Annotated in this window: 19 protein-coding genes; 11 read left to right on the plus strand and 8 right to left on the minus strand. The window is 64.6% G+C overall.

The window, feature by feature from the left end:
• Positions 1-28 precede the first annotated feature (28 nt).
• Positions 29-1,294, minus strand: coding sequence for an SLC13 family permease (locus HF684_RS06800; RefSeq protein ID WP_169251878.1), 1,266 nt, complete (start codon positions 1,292-1,294; stop codon positions 29-31).
• Between the two features lie 310 nt (positions 1,295-1,604).
• Here HF684_RS06800 and HF684_RS06805 point away from each other — a divergent pair, with 310 nt between their 5' ends.
• The 5 genes from HF684_RS06805 to HF684_RS06825 all read left to right on the plus strand — a co-directional run bounded on the left by HF684_RS06805 (position 1,605) and on the right by HF684_RS06825 (position 6,855).
• Positions 1,605-2,084, plus strand: a complete 480-nt coding sequence (locus tag HF684_RS06805; protein WP_248279150.1) for a nuclear transport factor 2 family protein — start codon at positions 1,605-1,607, stop codon at positions 2,082-2,084.
• Positions 2,081-3,454: a cytosine permease gene (locus tag HF684_RS06810; RefSeq protein ID WP_248279151.1), complete on the plus strand. Its 1,374-nt coding sequence runs from the start codon at positions 2,081-2,083 to the stop codon at positions 3,452-3,454. The genes HF684_RS06805 and HF684_RS06810 overlap by 4 nt, the downstream gene beginning before the upstream one ends.
• 120 nt (positions 3,455-3,574) lie before the next feature.
• On the plus strand, positions 3,575-4,927 hold the full coding sequence (locus HF684_RS06815) for a histidine kinase (protein WP_169251879.1): 1,353 nt from the start codon (positions 3,575-3,577) through the stop codon (positions 4,925-4,927).
• Positions 4,924-5,574 (plus strand): response regulator transcription factor, encoded by a 651-nt coding sequence (locus HF684_RS06820; RefSeq protein ID WP_169251880.1) that lies wholly within the window; start codon positions 4,924-4,926, stop codon positions 5,572-5,574. Before HF684_RS06815 ends, HF684_RS06820 begins: the two co-directional genes overlap by 4 nt.
• Before the next feature lie 105 nt (positions 5,575-5,679).
• Complete coding sequence (locus HF684_RS06825) at positions 5,680-6,855, plus strand: acyl-CoA desaturase (RefSeq protein WP_248279152.1); 1,176 nt, start codon at positions 5,680-5,682, stop codon at positions 6,853-6,855.
• A gap of 45 nt (positions 6,856-6,900) precedes the next feature.
• Here HF684_RS06825 and HF684_RS06830 read toward each other — a convergent pair whose 3' ends face one another.
• Together HF684_RS06830 and HF684_RS06835 are read right to left on the minus strand one after the other, a co-directional pair.
• On the minus strand, positions 6,901-7,728 hold the full coding sequence (locus tag HF684_RS06830; protein ID WP_169251881.1) for a hydrolase: 828 nt from the start codon (positions 7,726-7,728) through the stop codon (positions 6,901-6,903).
• A gap of 105 nt (positions 7,729-7,833) precedes the next feature.
• Positions 7,834-9,018 (minus strand): ABC transporter permease, encoded by a 1,185-nt coding sequence (locus HF684_RS06835; protein WP_169251882.1) that lies wholly within the window; start codon positions 9,016-9,018, stop codon positions 7,834-7,836.
• 90 nt (positions 9,019-9,108) lie between these two features.
• Between HF684_RS06835 and HF684_RS06840 the strand changes: the two genes are divergently transcribed.
• Entirely contained in the window at positions 9,109-9,711 is a 603-nt protein-coding gene (locus tag HF684_RS06840) for a TetR/AcrR family transcriptional regulator (RefSeq protein WP_248279153.1), read from the plus strand.
• A gap of 13 nt (positions 9,712-9,724) precedes the next feature.
• Here the strand turns inward: HF684_RS06840 and HF684_RS06845 are convergent, their stop codons facing one another.
• The gene (locus tag HF684_RS06845) at positions 9,725-10,471 is read right to left on the minus strand and encodes an MgtC/SapB family protein (RefSeq protein ID WP_169251884.1); all 747 of its coding nucleotides are present in this window, start codon (positions 10,469-10,471) and stop codon (positions 9,725-9,727) included.
• A 105-nt stretch (positions 10,472-10,576) separates the two neighbouring features.
• Positions 10,577-12,973 carry an ABC transporter permease gene (locus tag HF684_RS06850; RefSeq protein ID WP_211168085.1) on the minus strand — a complete coding sequence of 799 codons (2,397 nt, stop codon included), beginning with the start codon at positions 12,971-12,973 and terminating at the stop codon, positions 10,577-10,579.
• 133 nt (positions 12,974-13,106) lie between these two features.
• On the opposite strand from HF684_RS06850, the gene HF684_RS06855 reads away from it, so the two are divergent.
• Positions 13,107-13,763 (plus strand): TetR/AcrR family transcriptional regulator, encoded by a 657-nt coding sequence (locus tag HF684_RS06855; protein WP_169251885.1) that lies wholly within the window; start codon positions 13,107-13,109, stop codon positions 13,761-13,763.
• 112 nt (positions 13,764-13,875) lie between these two features.
• On the opposite strand, the gene HF684_RS06860 is transcribed toward HF684_RS06855, so the two are convergent.
• The 3 genes from HF684_RS06860 to HF684_RS06870 form a co-directional block, all read right to left on the minus strand.
• The gene (locus tag HF684_RS06860; protein ID WP_169251886.1) at positions 13,876-14,598 is read right to left on the minus strand and encodes a DsbA family oxidoreductase; all 723 of its coding nucleotides are present in this window, start codon (positions 14,596-14,598) and stop codon (positions 13,876-13,878) included.
• Positions 14,599-14,644: 46 nt separating this feature from the next.
• The gene (locus tag HF684_RS06865) at positions 14,645-15,721 is read right to left on the minus strand and encodes an Rv2578c family radical SAM protein (protein WP_169251887.1); all 1,077 of its coding nucleotides are present in this window, start codon (positions 15,719-15,721) and stop codon (positions 14,645-14,647) included.
• Between the two features lie 61 nt (positions 15,722-15,782).
• Positions 15,783-16,313, minus strand: a complete 531-nt coding sequence (locus tag HF684_RS06870; protein ID WP_169251888.1) for a flavin reductase family protein — start codon at positions 16,311-16,313, stop codon at positions 15,783-15,785.
• A gap of 308 nt (positions 16,314-16,621) precedes the next feature.
• Here HF684_RS06870 and HF684_RS06875 point away from each other — a divergent pair, with 308 nt between their 5' ends.
• The 4 genes from HF684_RS06875 (at position 16,622) to HF684_RS06890 (ending at position 22,395) form a co-directional block, all read left to right on the plus strand.
• Positions 16,622-17,953: an MFS transporter gene (locus HF684_RS06875; protein WP_169251889.1), complete on the plus strand. Its 1,332-nt coding sequence runs from the start codon at positions 16,622-16,624 to the stop codon at positions 17,951-17,953.
• Between the two features lie 55 nt (positions 17,954-18,008).
• Entirely contained in the window at positions 18,009-19,388 is a 1,380-nt protein-coding gene (locus HF684_RS06880) for an LLM class flavin-dependent oxidoreductase (protein WP_169251890.1), read from the plus strand.
• 89 nt (positions 19,389-19,477) lie between these two features.
• Positions 19,478-20,761 carry an MFS transporter gene (locus tag HF684_RS06885; protein WP_169251891.1) on the plus strand — a complete coding sequence of 428 codons (1,284 nt, stop codon included), beginning with the start codon at positions 19,478-19,480 and terminating at the stop codon, positions 20,759-20,761.
• A gap of 143 nt (positions 20,762-20,904) precedes the next feature.
• On the plus strand, positions 20,905-22,395 hold the full coding sequence (locus HF684_RS06890; RefSeq protein WP_248279154.1) for an MFS transporter: 1,491 nt from the start codon (positions 20,905-20,907) through the stop codon (positions 22,393-22,395).
• Positions 22,396-22,514 lie beyond the last annotated feature (119 nt).

Raw genomic sequence — 22,514 nt, forward strand, 5'->3', positions numbered from 1 at the left:
GCCTGCGCGGCCCCGCCGCGGTGGATCTTCAGCCGCTTATCACGGTCGGAACCGCGGCGACCACCCAGGCGAGTCCGGGCCCGATGAGGCACATGAGACCGGCGTAGCCGATCATCTGCCTGTAGTAGCGGTCGCGAATGCTCGGGTGGACATTGGCCAGGAGCATCGCGCCGTTGGTCGAGAACGGGCTGATATCGACGATGGTCGCCGCGATCGCCAGAGCCGCGACGAATCCTCCGATATGCACGTCTCCCGATTCGAGGAACGGCACTGCCAGTGCGATGACGACTCCGATGATCGCCAAGGACGAAGCGAGCGCCGAGATCAGACCCGACATGTAGAACAGCAGCAGTGCCGCCAGCAGAGGGACGCCGATCGCCGAGATGCCGGCCGACACCCATTCGACGGTCCCGGCTTCCTGCAGAACTGCGATGTAGGTGAGCACTCCGCAGATGAGGATGACGATCGACCACGAGACCTTCGACATCGCAGCCTTGCCAGCGGAGGGGTCGACGGCGGCGAGTACAACCGAGATCGTGATGGTCACCAGGCCCACATCCCAACTGAAGATGATCACTGACAGCGCCATGGCGATGAGCCCGATCAAAGTCGGGATCTGGGACCGCGTGAGACGAATCGTCGTTCCGCTGTCAGAGGCGGAATCGGATTCTGCGAGCGTAACGTCGGCATCGGCGCGCAGTCCTGGCCTGCTGTGGAGGACGAGCCAGACCACGACGGCGAAGACGATGTTGAACACGAACGGGGCGACGAACAGGGTCAGCGGAGTCGGGGTGAGACCGTTCTTCGTCAGATAGTCATTGATGAAGATGCCGTAGACGCTGATCGGAGAGAAGGCGCCGGCCAAGGCTCCGTGCACGACGAGCAGACCGACCATGAACTGATTGATCCTATGCCGGCGTGCGAACGACAGTGCCAGCGGCGCGATGATGGCCACAGCGAAGAGCGCTCCCAGCGAGATGAGCACCGCCGTGAGTACGAAGAAGATCCAAGGCATGAGCCCGATCCGCCCGCCGACGAGCTTCACGCACCAACGGACGATCACTTCGATCACGCCGTTGTTCTGCGCGAAGCCGAAGAGGTAGGTCAGGCCCACGAGCGTGAGGAGCAGATCGGCGGGAAAACCCGCAAGGAACTCTTCTGGAGCCTGGTGGAGGACGAGGCCGCCGACGCCGGCAGCCGCGATGAACCCGAGCAGACCCATATTGATGTCCCGCCAGGTTCCGATGACGAACATCAGTCCGAGGACGACGACGCAGATCAGTTCTGCACTCATGGACTCAGCCTCTCCATTGAACGTCAGCCGGCGAATATACGCCGGCACAGGGGCACGCGACACAAATTAATGCATGTCACCTGGTGTGATCAGGCCCATTCGGCATCTGAACTCAGAGCGACGTTCCCCGGAAGGACTCTGCCGCAGTTTCGCCGCCCCGTATAGAGTCGAACAGAATTCGTCCATCATGGATAGTGCGCCTGGTCACTGGATCGCTAGTGTGTTTCTCAGCTCTCACTGACCGCCTCGGAGTCCACTGGTTCTGGGTGCGCAACTCTCCGTCTCAGCCAACGAAAGGTCGCCGTCGACCATGCACGAATCCATACCGGAACCCAGCGAATCCGCTGTGCTCACGGCCGCCTCGGCGATCGTCGAGGCCTTTGCCGCCACCGACACCGACGCGTACTTCGCCGCCTTCGCGGAGGACGCCTCGTTCGTCTTCCATCCTGAAACCCGACGTCTGAACACTCGTGCGGAGTACGAAAGTGAGTGGGCTTCGTGGCTGGCCGACGGATGGTCAGTGGCCGCCTGCACCTCGTCGGATCGGCTGGTGCAGACCTTCCCCGGCGGAGCCGTCTTCTCCCATACCGTTGACACCACTGTGAACACGGTGGACGGCAGCGAATCGTATCGGGAGCGCGAATCGATCATCTTCCGCCGCCTCGGCGATGGTGAGCTCATCGGCATCCACGAACACCTCTCCACGGTCCCGGACGCGGCCGGGGACTCCTCGGCCGCTGGGCCCGGTGCCGCTCAAAGCACAACCGACACCGAGGAGGCCGCGCAGTGAACTGGTACCGCCGTTTGGAGCAGCGACTGGAATCCGGTCAGGACTCCGGGGTCATCCGCGGCACCCTGAGCGGGGGACGGATGTTCATGATCTGGCTGGCCGCGAACCTCGTCGTCACGACCCTGCTGACCGGAACTCTGTTCGTCCCCGGCGTCGACTTCACCACGGCGGTCATCGTCATCATCGGCGGAACGATCATCGGCACCGTCGTGCTCACGCTCATCGGCAACATCGGCACCCGTACGGGCCTGGCGACCATGGCCATCACCCGGGGTGCCTTCGGTGCCAAGGGCAGCTTCCTGCCCGTCGCCGCCAACGTCATCATCCTCATGGGGTGGAGCTGGGTGCAGGCCATGTTGGCGGGAATCAGCGTCAACTACGTCGTCGCCCAGACGACGGGATTCTCCAACCCGATCCTCTTCTCCGTGCTCTGCCAGGCGCTCGTCGTCGGATTGGCGGTCCTCGGCCACGAAGGGATCGAGAGGGCCGAACCCTGGTTCGCTCTCCTCATCCTGCTGGTCATGGCCTATGTCTTCGTCATCGCCTTCACCGGACACTCACCGAGCGAATACGCAGGGATCGAGAGCCTGCCGGAACTCGGCTTCACTCCGGTTCTCGCGCTCGATATCGTCATCTCCACAGCCATCTCCTGGACCGTGCTCTCCGGTGACCTCAACCGGCTGGCCGGCACCCAGAAAGCCGGAATCGTCGGATCGGGGCTGGGCTACCTGAGCTCGACCGTGCTGGCGATGCTGCTCGGTCTCACGGCGTTCAGCTTCATCCTGCTCGACGGGGGAGACCCGGCCGAATTCGACCCGACGGCGTTGGCCGCCGAGTTCGGGTGGGCACTGGCCATCGTCATCTTCCTCTCCGTCATGGCCACGAACACGATGGTCGTCTATGGAATGGTCAATTCCGTCGTCGGCGCACAGAGTAAGACGAAGCTGAGATTCCTGCCGACGGCGCTCATCCTCGGCGCGATCTCGATCATCGGGTCGACGTGGCTGGCCCTGCTCGACCAGTACACCGACTTCCTGGTGATGATCGGGGCCTTCTTCGTCCCCGTCTTCGCGATCCTCATCGTCGACTACTACATCATCAAGTGCCGTGCCTACTCACCCGACATCCTCAAGGACTCCGGCGGCGACTACTCCTACACGCGTGGAATCAATTGGGTGGCCGTCGGCGTATGGATCCTCGGCGCTCTTGCCTCCTACGTGCTCACCTACGCCTATCCGAGCCCGATCGGAGCGACGATCCCGTCCTTCGCCATCTCCTTCGTGCTCTACCTCGTGCTGTCCTGGGGCAGCCGGGAGAGATTTGCGGGAACAGAACATACGCACCTGGCCGAAGGAATCCGCAGAGACTGAACGGGCGTGCCCGGTCCCGGCCCGGCCGACCACCATGTGCCGTTCCCAGGTGATGAAGCAGTCCAGGCGCTATGATCGCAACGGTCGACCGGAATCGCAGAAGGGAACCGGGTGTCTGTGATGGTCACAAAAGTCTTCGACAGGTTCATGCCGCCGAACCGTCGACTCAACCCCGAGGCGCTGGCCTGGGTCGCGGTGATCGTGCTGGCCATCGTCATGCTGGCGGTGGAATCGTCGATCGCCGTGTCCGTCAACGATGCCCCCGTCGCACTGGCTTTCATCGTCACCATCGTCCATGTCGGATCGATGCCGCTGTCCATGCTGCGCCCGCTCTTCGGCACGCTCATGTCGATCGCCGCCTGCACGGTGCTGCCGCTGTTGGGGCCACACGTGTCCGGGGTGCCCTGGCCGTGGATGGTCCCGATGATGATCACTCAGATCGTCATCATCCTCATCATCGGACTCCGCGCCCACTGGGGAGTCGCCCTTGGCGCACTGCTCGGCAGCATCGCAGGCTCGGCAGCCGCGGTGCTCATCACTCATCTGCTCGTCGCAGACACCCGCACCGATGGCGCCATCGTCAACATCCTCATCTACTCCTGCATCGCCGGCGGCGTCTATCTCGCCGCGGTCATCATCCAACAATGGCAGCTCATCCGTTCCCAGCTGGTCCAGGAGAAGGAGAACACCGCGGAGGAGCACTCCAAACGAGTGACCATCGAGGAGAAGGCGCGCATCGCCCGGGAACTCCACGACATCGTCGCCCACAGCATGTCGATCATCAACATCCAGGCCTCCAGCGCACCCTTCCGTCATGCCGGTATCGACCCGGAGGTGGCCAAAGAGTTCGACGTCATCTCCACCTCGGCCCGCACCGCGCTGACGGAGATGCGCGGGCTGCTCAGCGTCCTGCGCAACGATGAAGGCAGAGGCGAACTGGCGCCCCAGCCGAAATTCTCCGAAATCGATCCGCTCGTCGACAAAGCCCGACAGGCGGGAGTCCAGGTCAGCGTCGAACGCAGCGGTGAACCCATCGACGACCTCATGCGCGACAGCACCGGACTCGTCGGCTACCGCATCATCCAAGAGGCGCTGAGCAACGCCATCCGCCACGCCCGCAACTCCACCATCGCCATCCGCATCCGCGGCGGCAGTTCCGCCGTCTGGATCAGCGTCACCAACGATCACGGCGACGGCCCCGGCGAAGCCGCGAAACATGACAAGCACGACCGGCAGGGGCTGATCGGCATGCGCGAACGCGCCGCCTCCGTCGGCGGAGAGATCCGCACCGGAGCCACTGCCGACGGAGGCTTCGAAGTCGAAGCAGTGCTGCCGCTGGCGCCGCGCGAACCTCTCACCGACGGCAGTGAACCGACCACCGGCACACCGGTCACGGACACGTCGGGCACGGACACTTCGGGCACGGACACGTCGGGCACGGACGCGTCGGGCACGGACAAGGAGATCTCATGATCAGGACCGTCATCGCCGATGACCAGGCGATGGTGCGCGCCGGTTTCGCCGCACTGTTGAGCGCCCATCCGGATATCGACGTCATCGGACAAGCCGAAGACGGTGCACGCTGCGTCGAACTCGTCGCCGACCTTGCCCCCGATATCGTCCTCATGGACGTCCGGATGCCGCTGATGGACGGAATCGAAGCGACCCGCGCGATCGTCGCTGCGAATGCCGCGACCCGGATCATCATGCTCACCACCTTCGACATCGACGACTACGTCTTCGACGCCATCCGTGCCGGGGCCAGCGGATTCCTCCTCAAGGACGCTCCACCTGGTGAACTCGCCGAGGCGGTGCGCATCGTCGCCGGAGGCGAGGCGCTGCTGGCCCCGAGTGTGACCAAACGGGTCATCGAGCACTTCGCCACCGGCGGGCAGACGCCCAACCGCACGGCCCTGCCCGAACTCACCGACCGGGAACGCGAGATCCTCATCCAGGTCGCCCGCGGAGCCTCGAATACAGAGATCGCAGCGAGCCTGCACATCGCAGTGCAGACCGTGAAGACCCACGTGTCCCGGATCCTGTACAAACTCGACGCCCGCGATCGTGCCCAAGCAGTCATCGCCGCCTACGAATCCGGTCTCGTCATCCCCAACAGCTGAGCCCCGGACACGGTCTCAGCTCGGACACCCCCTACCCGAGTAGGGGGTGAAGAACGGCTCCCAGGGGTGACGAAAAACGGCGCGGACATCCATACGGTGGGGACCATGAACCCGTCTGACCTCATGGCCTCCGAACCGTCTTCCCCAACTGCGACCGCACTGTCGACTCCGGCACCGGATCGGTCCACGCGGGCCGCAGTGCTCGAACGCAGGAGAGCGAAGAGGGGCACCGCCGAGCAGGAATTCACCAGCGATTTCAGTGCGCTGATGGCTCAGGTCAAAGAAGCGGGCCTGTTGGCCAGACGACCGGGCTGGAACACCCTGCGCTTCGTCCTCCTCGGACTCGGTTACGTCGTGTCCTTCGCCATGCTCTTCCTCATCGGCGAGAGCTGGTGGCAGATGGCGACCGCAGTGGTCTTCGGCGCCCTGTTCACCCAGACCGCCTATGTCGCCCATGACGCGGCCCACCGGCAGATCTTCACCAGCGGAAAAGTGGGGGAGTGGGTGTCGACGATCATCGGCAACCTCTTCATCGGGCTCAGCTACGGATGGTGGCTGAAGAAGCACAATGCGCTTCACCACGCCAATCCGAACAAGGCCGGAGTCGACGGAGACATCGCTCCCGGCGCCCTCGTCTTCACTCCTGAGGATGCACGTGAACGCACGGGCCTGGCCAAATGGTTCGCGGCACGTCAGGGCTGGTTCTTCCTGCCCCTGCTGACCTTGGCCGGTCTCCAGCTGCACGTCGAATCCATCAAAGCCATCGTCCGCGGCCAGTCATCGATCAAACGCCGTTGGATCGAAGGCGTCTTCATCGGAATCCGCCTCATCGGGTTCCCCGCGCTCGCCATCTGGGCGGCAGGTCCCCTCATCGGCAGCGTGTTCTTCCTCGTCCAGCTCGCCGTCTTCGGCGTGCATATGGGCGGTTCCTTTGCCCCCAACCACAAGGGCCAGCCGATCGTTCCCAAAGATGTGAAGATCGACTTCCTGCGTCGTCAGACGCTGATGTCACGCAATATCTCCGGCGGTCGCTTCATGGGGTTCCTCATGGGCGGGCTGAACTACCAGATCGAACATCATCTGTTCCCCAGCATGCCGAGCGTCAATCTGCACCGGGTGCAGCCGATGGTCCGCGAATACTGCCGCCGGAAGGACATCACCTACACGGAGACGACCCTGCTCGAGTCCTACAAGATCATCATCGCCTATCTCAACCGGGTGGGCCTCGGCGAAGCCGATCCCTTCGACTGCCCGGTCACCGCGCAGTTCCGGTCTCGCTGACCGACGAGGCGCATTCGGCTCCTGTCCCACCGACCGGCGGAGAATTCAGGTGAGGTGATCGTTCTCGCCGGAGACCCATTCGGCATAGCGTTCCGCCGAGGTCTGGACCGCGGCCTGGGCTCCGGAACCGATCGACTGGCCGAAGTTGCCGTACATGCGGTCGAAGTCGAGCTCTGCCACCGAGGCGGCGATGCGCCTGACGACCGCGGCCGACAGGGGCAGATAGTTCGGGAAGCTGCGCATGAAGGTCACCCACCCGGTCCGTGCCACCGGGCCGATGGAATCTCCGCTGAGCATGACTCCGGTGCCGTCGGAGCCCGTCCACATCGCCACCGCACTGCCCGGGAAATGACCGCCGACGCGCCGGAGCCTCACTCCCGGAACCGGCTCCGTCTCGTGGAAATAGGGGCAGATGGCCGGCCCGGTCCGCTGCACCCATTCGAGGTCGGCCCGGCACACGAAGACAGGGGCATCGTCGAATGCGGCGCTCCATTCCAGCTGGGTGCCGAACATATGCGGGTGGCTGGCGGCGATGGCCGCAACTCCGCCGAGCTCGCGGACCGCCGCGACCGCCTCGGCGTCGATATAAGCGGGGACGTCGAAGAGCAGATTGCCGGAATCGGTGCAGGCGAGATAGCAGGTCTGCCCGATCCCGAGCTTCGGTTCGACGCGGATGGCGAAGAGGCCCGGTTCCCGCTCCGCAGTGCTGATGCGATGGCCCTCGGACTCGAGCTCTGCCCGAGCCGTCCACTGCTGGCCGGAGGCCGGAACCCATTGCCGGTCGTCCTCGCAGATCGGACATAGTGCAGGCGGAGGCGTCGTCGTCTCCACCCCGCAGGTGCGGCAGATCGTCACATCGCTCGGTGCCACCATGTCATCCTCTCGGTCTCACATGTGAAACCACAGACTCCCACCGAGCCTAGTCCTCCGATCAAGCGAAGACCAGGATCGATGGGAGTCCAGCACCTGCACGGCTCGTCAGTGGGCGGCCGCGTGCGCCTTTCTGTGGGCGATGACGTGGCCGACGAGGATGAGTGCGATGCCGACGGCGAGCCAAGCGCTGAGCACCCACCACTGGAGCGCCAGGGGCGCGTCGGGGAAGTAGGAGAGATCGCGCAGCAGGGTGCCCGCCGCACCCGGGACGAAGAACTGGCCGATCTCTCCCCAGGAGCCGGCGAGGAACTCCTTCGGCTGATTGAGCGAGGCGATCGGATTGCCGATGAACATGGTCAGCACCGCACCGACGGCGATGCCGGCAGGGCCGATGAGCGAGACGAAGCCGTTGATCAGGCCGACCGTGGCCGCGATCGACAAACCGATCGCCAGGGCGTTGATCGCGAAATCCGCCTGCAGGATGCCGAACCAGGTCTGCATGATCAGTGCCAGGGCCAGACCTCCGACGACTCCGTAGACGAGGGTGCCGACCAAGCGCATCCGCCGTGAGCGGATGCCCATGCTCGTCAGAACACCGCCGATGATGCCGCCGAGGGTCAGCGGCAGACCCGCGATGGCCAGGCCCGCACCGGAGGGATCGTCATCGGACAGCGGCACGACGTCGGTGATCGTGACCTGCGGTACCTCCTGCGCGGAGGCGACCGGATCGGCGCCATCGCCGGCTGGGCTGCCCTGTGATGGGGCCTGACCGGCGGCAGCGGCCTCGAGGGCCCTCTGCATCTGCTCCTGCAACTTCTTCGAACCCTCCTGGAGGCCCGAGATCGCCTGCTGGTCGATGCTGTGCTGCATCTGGGTGCCGATTGTGCTGAGCTGCTGCGCGACTGCGGGGGAGGCCGCCTTGGCGATGAGGATCTCCGGTTCGTCCTCGAGAACGAAGGCGCCATAGACCTCACGTTCCTCGATGAGCCTGACTGCCTCGGCGCGGGTATCGACGGTCGTGAGATCGAGCATGCCGTCGGGTGCGTTGCCGGCGATCTGGTCGATCTGCGCCTCGTCCCCGACCGCGGCGATCGGCAGATCCTTGGGGTCCGAGGTCACGGTCGGCCAGCTGAATGCGAGCATGACGAGGCTGACGACGGCGGCTGCGAGGACGGCGACGAGCAGGGCCCGCCCGAACTGCAGGGGAGCGGCCGGCGCCGCTTGCTCCGGTGTCTCGCTCACTGCCGAGGGGGCGGCCTTGTCTTCTCTGCTGAGTATCTGGGTCGGCATGTCGGTCCAATCATCGAAAACGAATACTCGTTCATTATGAATCCATCGGCTACGATATATCAAGAATGGTCATTCGTTTTTGGGGGAGATGTGCCGAAGGTCACCGAGGAGCACAAGAGTGCGATGCGTGCCAGGATTCAAGATGCCGCGCTGGCCTGTTTTGCGCGCAGGGGGTTCGCCGGCGCGTCGATGGCCGACATCGTCAAGGAGGCTGGACTGTCGGCCGGAGCCGTCTATGTCTACTATGCGTCGAAGGCCGATCTGATGATCGACGTCGCCCGCCGGGTGATGGAGCCGCGCATGGCGGTGCTCGAGACGGCCAAGTCCGGAGGCGAGGTGACGGCTCCGGTCGAGGTGTTCCTCGAGCTCATCGACTCCCTGCTCATCGACAATCCGTTCGCCTCGGTGATGGTCCAGGTGTGGGGTGAGTCCTCCTATGACAAAGAATTCGCGAGCTTCGCCGGCGGTGTCTTCGAATCCCTCATCGGGGAATTCACCGACTATCTCGCTCTCTATCTGCAGGATCAGCGGGGAGTGGACGCCGAAACCGCCCGGGTTCGGGCGTCGGTGATGGTGCCGGGGCTGCTGGCCATGATCCAAGGGGCCGTCGTCCAAGCGACCGTCTTCGGTGAGCCTTCCCGGCTGCGGGTCCGGACCGGAATCGAGGCCGTGCTCTCGAGCGTCGATTTCTGAGTCTGTCTGCTGCTCAGACGGAATCGCCGTCATCATCGACTGAGTGGACGCGGTCTTCGCGCATACTCACCGTTTCGACTCCACTCAGCTCCATGAGCGGTGCGACGAGCAGGTGCAGCGGCCGTTTGCCGTCGAACCTCACGTCGACCTGCACCATTCGCGTCCCATCGGCGGACTCGAAGCGCCGCGAATCGACGATGGTGTTCGCGAATCCCATTCGGCCGGCGAGGGCGAGGATCTCGCGGAGGACACCGGCCCCGTCGTGGTAGGTGATGCGCAGGAGTTTGCGGTGGTCGCTGTCGGGGATCTTGCGGATGAGGGGCGCAATGACGAACAGCGTGAACAGGTGCAGGGCGGTGAGCATCGTGGCCAAGGGCAGCATTCCCGCGCCGCAGGCCATGCCGACGGCCGCGGTGACCCAGATCGTCGCGGCGGTGGTGAGTCCGCGGACCATGTTGCGTCCCTTGAAGATGACTCCGGCGCCGAGGAACCCGATTCCGGAGACGATCTGCGCGGAGATCCGTGACGGGTCGAGGCGGACGTCGTTCTCGAGCACTCCGGCGAATCCATACGCGGAGATCAGGGTGAAGGCGCAGGTGCCGATGCCCACGAGCACATGAGTTCGGTACCCGGCCGCCTTTTGTCGGAACTGCCGTTCGAAGCCGATGAGGGAACACAGGACGAAGCTGGCCAGCAGCAGGCCGGCCTCGAGGATCCCGGTGCTGCTGAGGATGTTCTCAAACGACGCGGAGTTGACCATAGTGCCTTCACCATAGCCCCACGCCCACCGACCAACCCCTATTTACTACCTGACGGCGGCGCAGCAACCTCGCGCGAGGTTGCTGCGCCGCCGTCAGATAGCAGGTCAGACTGTGGAGGGGATTGATTCCTCGTGGGGGCTGCGGTGCCGGGTCAGGCCGTCGCCTGCTGTCGGGGCTCTGTGGACGGACTGCTGAGCGTCGGCCTCGTCATCGACGACGGATCCTTGGACAGTCTGGTGGGAATAGTCGCCGGACGATGCCAGGTCATCGACCGCCTCGGCGTCGGAATCCGATGTCTCCGGGGACATGCCCAGCGCCAGCGCCTGCTTCCGCTGTTCCCTGGCGATCTCTCGTTCACGTTCGAGATGGAGGTTGCCGAAGTCATGGGCAGTGCGCGGCGGCTTGACGCCGTCGATGAGGAAGACCAGCGCGAGCGAGACCAGACCCCACAGGCCGAGGACCTGCAGGTGTTCGGTGACGACATCGCCGTCGAAGTAGAGGATCGAGCGGATCGTCTCGACCGAGGCGGCCATCGGCAGGAAGTCGTGCAGGGTGGCGAAGAACGGCGGCACCATGTACTGCGAAAGCGCACCGTTCGACGACGGCACACCGGCGAACATGAGCGTGCCGATGACCGGGATGATCGCGAACATGCCCAGGAGCCTTTCGAAGACCATGGCGAACATGGAGATGCAGGCGATGGCGATGATGCCGGCGCCCCACAGTGCCGCGAAGTGCCCGTCGACGGCTCCGGTGATCGGACCGGAGATGGTCGCGACGACCAGCGACATGAACGGAGCGTAGGCGACGATGATCGGCAGCATCCGCTTCAGCGGCCGAACCCACGGATTGGCGTTCGCGGCAACGATGACAACCATGAATCCGGCGAGAATCCAGCCCATCGCCACGTACATCACAACCACGCCGTTCTTGTCCCGATCGGGCAGAGGCGCGAGGTTGTCGACGGTGAGATCGGAGTTCTGTGCCTGAGCCACCTGCTCGAAGACCTGGACGGCCACACGGTAGGAGGCGTTGTTGCCGGCCTGGTTGGCCAGGAGCTCGAATTCGGGATTCTTCTCACTGGGCAGGACGAGCGCGGCGACATCGTCGCGGTTCTCCACGAGACGACGTGCTTCGCCCTTGTCATCGAGTGCGGTGAACTCGAACTTTCCGTCCATCTGTTCATCGAGCTGCTCGATCGTGTCCTCGGCCTGCTCGACCGAGGACCCCACGACCGCCACCGGCATATCCTTCGGTGTCGGCGAATGCATCGCGCCGAGCATGAACGTGATCATCATCGTCACCATCGCCAAGGGGAAGAGCGTCAGCGAGATATAGCGCATGAGCTTCGTATCCGGCCTCCGACCGCCGTGGATCGCCGCCACATTGACATCCAGGGGCACAGGGTGCGAATTTCGCTTCGCGTAGAAGTGGTCATAGACCTTCGTCAGCAGCAGACCGGCCACCGCCCCGAGAGCGAGCACGAACAGGTGACCGGTGACGCCGTTGCCGTCGAAGTAGAGGACGGAGCGCAGAGACTCACCGATCGCCGGCATCGGAAGGAACTCGTGGGTGAAGCGGAAGAACTCCGGCATGCTGTACACCGGCATCGCCATATTCGACGACGGCATGCCGAGGACCATGAGGAAGAGGATTCCGAGAATCACGCCCAGGGCCCCGACGAGGCGGGTGATGAAGAGCTGGACGGAGGAGATGGCGAAGACGCCCAGCCAGGCGATGCCGAGGACGGCCACCGTGTCCTTGACATCGACGACATCGAGGATCGGGCAGGCCACGGTCCAGACGAGGCCGGCAATGGCAGCCGACCACCCGGCGAGGATCGGAACGATGCGTTTGAACTTCAGCAGCTCAGGCGAATTCGACCGCAGAACGCTGAAGGGCATATAGCCGGCCATGACGATGGACGTCATGAGGAACATCGCCGCCATTCCCGTGGGGTCGCGGTCCGGCAGTGGGGCGAGGTCCTCGGTTGTGACCTTCAGCCCGTCGGCCGCGAGGGCAGGACGCACGAGCTGCTCGACAGTGGTCGACTGTTGGACCCCGGCTCCGCTGGCGGTGACGATCGTCGCGGTATCGCCCGTGACGATGATCGCCGCCGAGGCGTCCCGATTGTAGACGTCTTCTCGAGCGGAGTAGACGTCGTCGGTCGTCTCGATATCGAAGGCGTCGGGTTCGGCGCCGTTGATCGCAAATGTCACATCATCGGCCTTGGCCGATGACCCGGCCACGACGATGGGCATGTCGTTGGCTTCGGGGGAGTGCATCGTTCCCAGGTAGCTCGTGATCATCATGCCCACGAAGATGAGCGGCATGAGAAAGATCGCAACGGTGCGGCCGATGAATTCGGCTTTCGCGCGCTTGGCCGCTGCTTGGTCCTCGGTGGTCACAGTCGAGCCGGACCCGGAATCGGAAGCCAGGTGCGATGTCGGGTGCTCGGACTCGAGGGCTTCTCGTCTCGTCCGTGGTTGGCGATCGGACATTGTCGTCCCCTTCAAGGATCGGAAATCGTGTGATCCTCGTCGACCACTGTGAACTTCGCCAGTTTAAGACGCGTGACTTAAAATCGTGAAATCGGAAACTTGTGAATTCGAGAGCGAATGGAAAGATGTGGGAATGACCATCCAGAGTGACCGGGCGCGGGATGCCCTGCTCGATGCCGCCGAAGAGCTGTTCGCACGCAATGGGATCGATGCGGTATCGAACAGGCGGATCGTCGAACACGCCGGGGCAGCCAATCATTCGGCGATCGCCTACCATTTCGGCGGCCGCAACGGACTGCTGCGCGCGCTCGTCGAGCGCCACCACGACGAAATGTCTCGGCGCAGGCGTGAGTTGATGTCGCAGCTGGACGAGACGCCGAACATCCACGAGCTCGTCACGACTCGTCTGCGCCCGCTCATCGAGCTGCTCGACAGTCTTCCGAAGCCGAGCTGGCGGGCGCAGTTCATGTCGCAGATCTCGGCGGTCCCATCGGCCGTCGAGGTGGCCAGAGAGGTGATCGGGGACGCGGACCTGCCCGATGACCTGCGCTTCATCAACGGTGCGGTCGACGGGATCCCTGAAGGGGTTCTGCGCGGTCGCGCCTACCTGCTGGGAAGCATGGTCGTCGGCGTCTGCGCCGACCAGGAGGCGAAGATGAATGAGGACGCCAACCAGGGCAGCTGGGCACAGGTCGGCCGCTTCCTCATCGATGCCGCAGCCGGGATGCTCGGAGCGCCGGTGACCGACCCGGACGGCGCCGTTCGCTACCCGAGCGTTCCGCTGCTCTGATCGGCAGGCAGCTCTGCCCTGACCCCCTTTGTTGCTACCTGACGGCGGCCCAGCAACCTCGCGCGAGGTTGCTGGGCCGCCGTCAGGTAGCAATTGGAGGGAGATCTTTGAGTCAGCTGCAGCCGTTCGGGCCGCATGCCGCGCCGTCGGCGAAGTCCTCGGCCGCTGACTGCGGAGTGCCGGCGAGGACCGTGAGCTTCTGTCCTTCTTTCCAGGCGGTCTCGAAGGCCTGTGAGAAGACCTCCGCGGGTTGTGCTCCGGAGATGCCGTACTTGCGGTCGATGACGAAGAACGGGACTCCATTGGCGCCGAGCGCGCGGGCCTCACTGATGTCGGCCTGAACCTCGTCCGAGAATTCATCGGTTGCGAGGATACGGCGGACTTCGTCGGGGTCGAGGCCGATCTCACGCCCCGCCTCGGCGAGGTAATCGATGTCACCGATGTCGCGCCCCTTCTCGAAGTGGCCCGAGAGCAGCGTTTCCTTGGCCTCGGACATGAGGTCGTGAGTTTTGGCGAAGTGGAGGAAGCGGTGGGCGGTGAAGCTGTTGGCCACGATGATCGAGTCGAAGTCGTAGTTCAGGCCGACTCCGGCGGCCTGCTGTGTGACATGGTCGAACATCTGTCGTACCTGAACGGTGGGCATGCCCTTCGTCTGGCTGAGGTATTCGGTCTCGGTGCCGTCGAAGTGATCGGGCAGGCTCGGGTCGAGCTGGAAGCTGCGCCATTGGACGTCGACGTCATCCTTGTGAGCGAAGTCGTCGAGGGCATCCTCGAAGCGACGTTTTCCGATATAGCACCAGGGGCAGGCGATGTCCGACCAGATCTCAATCTTCATATCAGGGCAAACCGCGCCGGCTGTGCAGTTATTCCAGACCTCCTGATCAGAACAGCGCCTGCTGTTTCGGAGCGGCGAAAAGCTGAACCTGTGCCGCCAGCGCACCCGCCTGCTGCGAGGTTCGGTCCGCACCCGGTCGACCGTGCATTCTCGATGTCGCCGGGTAGTCGTCATCGCTGCGTCCGCGCAGACCATAGCGGTCGATGAGCGGGTTGATGCGTTCGCCCAGCCACCGTCGATACTCCTTCGACGCGTAGGAGGAGCCTGCGTACATCCTGCGATAGCGGGGGAGGAGCTCTGGGCGTTCGCGCTCGAGCCATTCGAAGAACCATTCGCGGGCACCGGGGCGCAGGTGCAGGGCGCCGTAGACGACCCGCGCGGCCCCGGCGTCTCTGATTGCCCGAAGAGCGGATTCGAGGTGGTCACGGGAATCGGTGAGCTTCGGCATGATCGGCATCATGAAGACGGTGACATCGAACCCGAGTTCGGCGGCCGCGCGCACGGTGGCCAGCCTGGCCTTCGTCGTCGGCGTGCCGGGTTCGAGGCTCTGCTGCAGAGCGTCGTCGTGAACGGCGATCGACATGCTGATCTCAACAGGAGCGTCTTCGGCAACGCGGGCCAGCAGAGGCAGATCCCGTCGCAGCAGTGTGCCCTTGGTCAGAATCGACATCGGAGTCGACTGCTCGGCCAGAGCTGTGATGATCCCCGGCATGAGGGAGTAGCGGCCTTCGGCGCGCTGATAGGGGTCGGTGTTCGTGCCCAGGGCCACATGGTCTCTCGCCCATGTCGGACGCGCCACCTCGGCGGCGAGGACGTCGGCGATATTGATCTTGACGACGACCTGGCGATCGAAGTCGGTTCCGGAATCGAGATCGAGGTAGCGGTGAGTGTTCCTGGCGAAGCAGTACACGCAGGCGTGTGAGCAACCGCGGTAGGGGTTGACGGTCCAGGAGAAGGGCATCGAGCTGGACTGGGGAACCTTGTTCAGCGCCGACTTCGCCAGCACCTCGTGGAAGGTGATTCCTGAGAATTCCGGCGTCTGCACCGACCGGACCAGGCCCTTCGTCCCGAAGAGGACAGGTGTGCCGGGGTCGGTGCTGCCGCTCGCTTCGTTCCACCGCATGGCATAATTCGAACACGAGTTCGAATGCGAGTCAAGGGTGGGGCATAGCGTTCAGGCGAGGTCAGGAAACGCGCAGTCCCTTGAACTCACTGCGGTGGAAGACCAGGGCCTCGGGGCCGTCATCGTTTCGGGTGCCGAGGATCTCGAGCAGTGCCACCGTGTGATCGCCTGCCGCGACCTCATCGTAGAGCCTGGTCCAGAGGAACGCCGAGCTGCCGGGGATCGTCAGCGCGCCTCCGGCCGTGACCTCAGGGCTGACGCCGGTGAATCGTCGACTGCGGTCCTTGGCGGCCAACTGCCTGGCCAGGTGCTCCTGGTCGGTGCCCAGCAGGGAGATGCCCAGCTCGGGGGCTCGTCGCAGGGTGGGCCAGGTGGACGATGTGTTCTGGACGGCGACGCTGACCAGGGGCGGGTCGAGGGAGACGCCGACGGTGAGGGTGGAGGCGACAAGGCCCAGTGGTGCCGCATCGATTTCGGCGCCGATGAAAGCGACCCCCTGGGGGAAATGGGAGAAGGTCTCGCGGAGAGCCTCGGGTGTTGCCGGGTTCACCGGGGCCGGTGATTGTGCGGTGCGGTCTGCCAAGAGCGTCATTCCTTCACCTCTGTGCTCGTGTGGTCGTCGGTGTCTCAGGTGCCCGCTGCTTTCGTTGAGCAGACGTTGAGCAGACAATGCCGACGGGGCCGTCTGATCGGTGTCGATGGAGTCGATCATCGCAAAGCCACGGCGTCGACGTCGTGGCCGGGGTCATATGAAGACGACTTATGACCACATATGACGCTGAGAGTCGAGACGTGACACATGCAGGCAGGTGTCGGCGGCGTCCGGGCATAGATTGCTCAACGAAACACGCGCTCGACTGGAAGCGAGCCGAACCGAACCCCGCCGCAGAGGAGCACCGCATGACGCAGACGCCGGTCACCGCACCGAGCACCCAGGACCCACCGCAGCGGTTCCTGTCCGGGAAGAAGCGGGTCCTGGCCTCGGCCTTCGCCGGGACGACCATCGAGTGGTACGACTTCTACCTCTACGGCACCGCCGCGGCCCTGATCTTCAACGTCCAGTTCTTCCCCTCAGACAGTGAACTCGGCAGCCGACTCGCCTCCTTCGCCACCCTCGCCGTCGGGTTCTTCGCCCGACCCTTGGGCGGAATCATCGCCGGCCACCTCGGTGATCGTGTCGGACGCAAGGCTCTGCTCGTCGTGTCCCTGCTGTCCATGGGGACGGCGTCGACGCTCATCGGACTGGTCCCGAACTTCGACGCCATCGGCTGGTGGGCCGCAGCCTCCCTCGTCGTCCTGCGCATCGTCCAAGGTCTGTCGGCAGGAGCCGAATGGGGCGGATCGGCCCTGCTGTCGGTCGAACACGCCCCCGTCCGAAAGCGCGGTCTCTTCGGATCCTTCACACAGATCGGATCCGCAGCGGGAATGCTGCTGGCCACCAGCTCCTTCTTCCTCGTCCAGAACCTCATGAGCGCCGAAGCGTTCGAAGCCTTCGGCTGGCGCATCCCCTTCCTCGCCTCCGCGCTGCTCGTGGCACTGGGACTGTGGATTCGCCTCGGCGTCTCCGACGCACCTGAATTCCAGGAGCTCAAGGACTCCGGAAAGGTCGCCAAGGCACCGCTGCGGGAGGTGCTGACCGCTCACCCGCGCGTCCTGCTCGTCACCATCGGGCTGCGCCTGGCACAGAACAGCGTCTTCTACCTCATCACCGTCTACATGCTCAGCTACCTGGCGGAGAATCGCGGCGATTCGACCTCGGGAGTCACGGCGGTGATGATCGCCTCGGCAGTCGGTCTGGTGACCGGACCGGCATGGGGATGGGCCTCGGACCGGATCGGTCGCAAACCCGTGACCATCGTCGGACTCATCGGCATCGCCGTATTCGGCTGGTTCTTCTTCGCCTTCCTCGATGCGGGCCCACTGGGACTGCTGCCCCTGGTCGTCATCCTCGGCATGAACCTCGCCCACGATGCCGTCTACGGTCCCCAGGCGGCCTGGTTCGCCGAACAGTTCCCCATCGAGGTCCGCTACTCGGGTGTGAACATGGGCTACCAGCTGGGCACCGTCATCGGCGGCGGAATCATGCCGATGGTCGCGGCACTGCTCTACGTCGCCGGGGGCCATTCGCCCTGGCTCATCTGCGGCTACCTCACCCTGCTGTGCGTCCTCTCGCTCATCGCCGCCATCGGCGCCAAAGATCCTGCCCGAACGCTCGCGCGCACCGCGGCCTGAAGCCACCAGCCGATTCGTCGGCCCACACTCATCGCACCACCCAGAGGAGACACCCATGACAAAACCGATCCTGCTCAACGCCTTCGACATGATGACCCCGGTCCACCAGTCACCCGGACTGTGGCGCCATCCGGAATCGAGAGTCGACGAATTCACCCAGCTGTCCTTCTGGACGGACCTGGCCACAACCCTCGAAGACGGCGGATTCTCCTCTCTCTTCCTCGCCGACATCCTCGGCGTCTACGACGTGTACGGCGGAAACGCCGATGTCACGAACCGTGGGGGAGTGCAGTTCCCTCTGCTCGACCCCCTCGTCGCCGTTCCCGCCATGGCCGCATCCACCAAGACGCTGGGATTCGGTGTGACCGCCTCGGTGACCTACGAGAAGCCCTACCTGCTCGCCCGCACCCTGACCACCCTCGATCACTTCACCAACGGTCGGGTGGCCTGGAACATCGTCACTAGCTACGTCGACTCCGCCGCCCGCAACCTCGGACTCAAGGGCCAGATCCCGCACGATGAGCGCTACGACCGCGCCGATGAGTTCATGGAGGTCATGTACAAACTGTTCGAGGGCTCGATCACCCCGGACGCGCTCAAGGCCGATGCCGACGCGAACGTCTTCGTCGACCCGAACGAGGTCCACGACATCGGCCACGAGGGCAAGTTCTTCACCGTCCCCGGCCAGGCGCTCGCCGTCCCCGGACCGCAGGGCACCCCGCTGCTCTTCCAGGCCGGGGCGTCCAAGCGCGGGCAGGAATTCGCGCTCGACCACGCCGAGGCGATCTTCTTCTCCGGACCGACACCGGAGATCGTGCGCAGCTGGGTCGACAAGGTCCGTGATGGACTCGAAGAGCGCGGACGTGCCCGTGACGCAGTGAAGATCTTCGCCCTGGCCACCGTCATCGTCGACGACACGGATGAGGCGGCTGAAGCACGGCTGGCCGACTATCGTCGCTACGTGGACACCGAATCCGCACTGTCCCTGTTCGGCGGATGGACCGGCGTCGATCTCTCGGGCGCTTCGCCCGATGACACCCTCGAATACGTGTCCACCGACGCCAACCAGTCCGCGCTCGCCTCCTTCACCACCATGGCCGGAGACAGGGCCTGGACGATCCGCGACCTTGCGGAGTTCGTCGCCCTCGGAGGACGCGGGCCGGTCATCACCGGTTCGCCTGCCACGGTCGCCGACGAATTCCAGCGGTGGATGGACGAGGCCGATATCGACGGATTCAACATCGCCGCGGCCGTGCGCCCGGCCGATGCCGAACGCTTCACGAAGTACGTCTCACCCGAATTGCGCCGCCGCGGACTCCTGCCCGAACCGACCGCGGGTGCCACGGTGCGCGAACAGCTCACCGGGGCCGGCCCCCGCCTGGCCGACGATCACACGGGTGCCCGGTACCGCCTCGGCGAGGGTGCCCGCGTCTGAGCGAACAGAAGCTGAAGTACCGGGGAACGGCCGTGGGGCATAATGGTCTGCGGCCGTTTTCCGATCCGTGAACCGAACTGAGACCGCGTATGAGTGCATCGACTCCGCTGACCACCACAGACACTGCCGAGGATCGCGGATACCGGCGCAGAGCGCTCGTCGCCGCCGCCGTCGGCTACGGACTCGACGGCTTCGATCTCCTCATCCTCAGCTTCGCTCTCTCGGGTATCATCGCCACTTTCGGGCTCAGCGACGTCGCAGCCGGATCCCTGTCGACGATCACACTGCTCGGCGCCGTGGTCGGCGGAATCGTCTTCGGCGCCCTTGCCGATCGGCACGGTCGGGTGCGGGTGCTCACCTGGACGGTCCTCATCTTCGCGGTATTCACCGGGCTGTCGGCACTGGCACAGGGGTATTGGGACCTCGCTGCCTACCGGTTCATCGCCGGAATCGGAATCGGCGGTGAGTTCGGCATCGGCATGGCTTTGGCCGCCGAGGCGGTTCGTGCCGACCGGCGAGCGCGCGCCACCTCATGGGTGGGAGTGGGATTCCAACTCGGCGTATTCGCCGCAGCCGTCGTCTCGGCTCCCGTCATCGCCCTGTGGGGGTGGCGGGCACTGTTCGTCATCGGGCTCGTCCCCGCTGTCTTCGCCTTCATCATCCGGCGCGGCGTCGAGGAGCCGGAGACCTTCGTCCGGGCCCAGGAACAGCGGGAGAGGGGCGCCGAGGCGGCCGGTGGAGATCACGAAGCGAGCGGAGTGCCGAATTCCTTCGGAGCGAAGATCGCCGGACTGTTCAAGGATCGGGAGACGGCGACGATCACCCTGGCGCTGACGGTCCTCACCAGTGTGCAGAACTTCGGCTACTTCGGCATCATCACCTGGCTGCCGAACTATCTGTCCGAGCAGATCGGCTTGGGTGTCACCAAGGGGTCGCTGTGGACGGCAGTGACGGTGATGGGAATGCTCGCCGGGATCCTCATCTTCGGTCAGGTCGCCGACCGTCTCGGTCGCCGGCCCGCCTTCTGGATCTTCCAGGCCGGAGCCATCGTCACCATCCTCGCCTACAGCCAGTTCACCGATCCGAGCGCACTGTTGGCCGGCGGGTTCTTCATGGGCGCCTTCGCCAATGGAATGATCGGCGGCCATGGGGCGCTGCTGGCCGAGCTCTATCCCACGGCGATCAGGGCGACGGCCCAGAACGTCATCTTCAACCTCGGCCGTGCCGTCGGGGGACTGGCCCCGGTCGTCATCGCCCTGCTCGCAGGACATCTGGGCTTCGGCTTCGCGCTGGCGCTGCTGCCGCTCATCTATCTCATCCAGTTCCTCGCGATGTTCCTCATTCCGGACAGGCGCGGACACCGCCTCGACTGAGCGGCGGGCCAACCGTGCTCTGCCTGCCGATGGTGCTCATGTCGGCAGGGCTCCTGGCGCCACCGGTCCTTCCCACGGTGCTCGTGACGAACTGTGACAGCAGATGACGGCGCCCGGCCGCCGCGACACCATACTTGTCGACTGTGACTTCGACAGATCCCGCCGCGAATGCGGCACAGACACCATCCGCATCCACTCGTGACCGGCAGGCGGCGATGCCGACTCCGCGCATCGTCTCCTCCGCAGCCGATATCCACTCGATCCTCGCCGAGTTCGGCTCCCAGGGGACGAAGACGACGGCCGTGATCATCCTCGCCCTCGGCGGGATCTTCATGGATGCCTACGACTTCTCCTCCCTGGCCTTCGGCATCACCGCCATCCAGGAGCAGTTCGGCCTCTCCGGCTTCATGACCGGACTCGTCAACGCCGCGATCATGGTCGGAGCCGTCATCGGCGCACTCTTCGGCGGATACCTCGTCGATCGCTTCGGGCGCTACAGGCTCTTCATGGCCGATATGGTCTTCTTCGTCGTCGCCGCCATCGGCTGTGCCGTGGCCCCGAACGAATGGGTCCTCATCGCCTTCCGCTTCGTCATGGGCATCGGCGTCGGACTCGATCTGCCGGTGGCGATGGCGTTCCTCGCCGAATTCTCGAAGCTCAAAGGCAGAGGCAATCGCTCACAGCGGGTCAACGCCTGGTCACCGGCCTGGTATTTCGCCACCGGCATGGGCTACGTCATCGTGCTCATCATCTTCATCACCCTGCCGTATGACCAGCATGCGATCCTGTGGCGCATCGTCGTCGGATTCGGTGCCGTCCCCGCCCTCGTCGTCCTCCTCGTCCGCCGCCGCTACCTTGCCGAATCACCCGAATGGCTGGCCAACCAGGGCGACCTGCGCGGCGCCGTCGAAGTCATGCGCAGCCACCACAACCTCGATGTCGAACTCGCTCCCGCCGACGCCCGCGAGACCCCGAACGCTTCGTCCGCCCCGGTCAAGGGCGGACGGTGGGCCGGCTTCGCCGAACTGTTCTCCCCGCGCTACCGGGTGCGCACGATCGTCGCGCTCTGCGTCTCCGTGTTCTCGACCTTCGGCTACAACGCCGTGGCCTACGGCACCCCGCTGATCATCACCACGCTCTTCCACCAGACCCCGCTGATCACGATCATCGCCTCACTGGTCATCAACCTGGGCTTCGGAACGATCGGCGGCCTGTTGGGCATGAGCATCGTCAACCGCTTCGGCACCCGGAAGATCACCCTCATCGGATTCGTCATCCAGGCACTCGCTCTGGGAACGCTGGCCCTGGTGGGCATCCCGAACGGGGCTCTCGTCCTCGTCGCCGTGGCCATGCTCGCGGCCTTCGTCTTCGCTCAGGCCGGCGGGCCGGGAGCGAACCTCATGAACTATGCGACCCTGTCCTATCCGACGCGACTGCGCGGAATCGGCATCGGATTCAATCAGTCGGTCCTGCGCGCGTTCTCGATCGTCTCGCTCATCATGTTCCCGATCCTCGCGGCCTCCCTGGGCACCGGAGTGTTCTGGATCGTCGCCTGCGCACCGCTGGCCGGCGCGATCGCCGTCGGCATCGTCGCCTGGGACCCGACCGCCAAGGATGTCGAACACGAGAGCTGAGAGCCTCGCCGGGTGTTCTCGCCTCACCACTGTGTCCGTCGCAGGCGACCGGCTGAAACGGCCAAGACCAGGTGAAACGGCCAGGCTGAACACGAATGGTATGCCATAGCTCGGCGTGC

This window comes from Brevibacterium sp. 'Marine' (assembly GCF_012844365.1).
GTDB lineage: Bacteria > Actinomycetota > Actinomycetes > Actinomycetales > Brevibacteriaceae > Brevibacterium.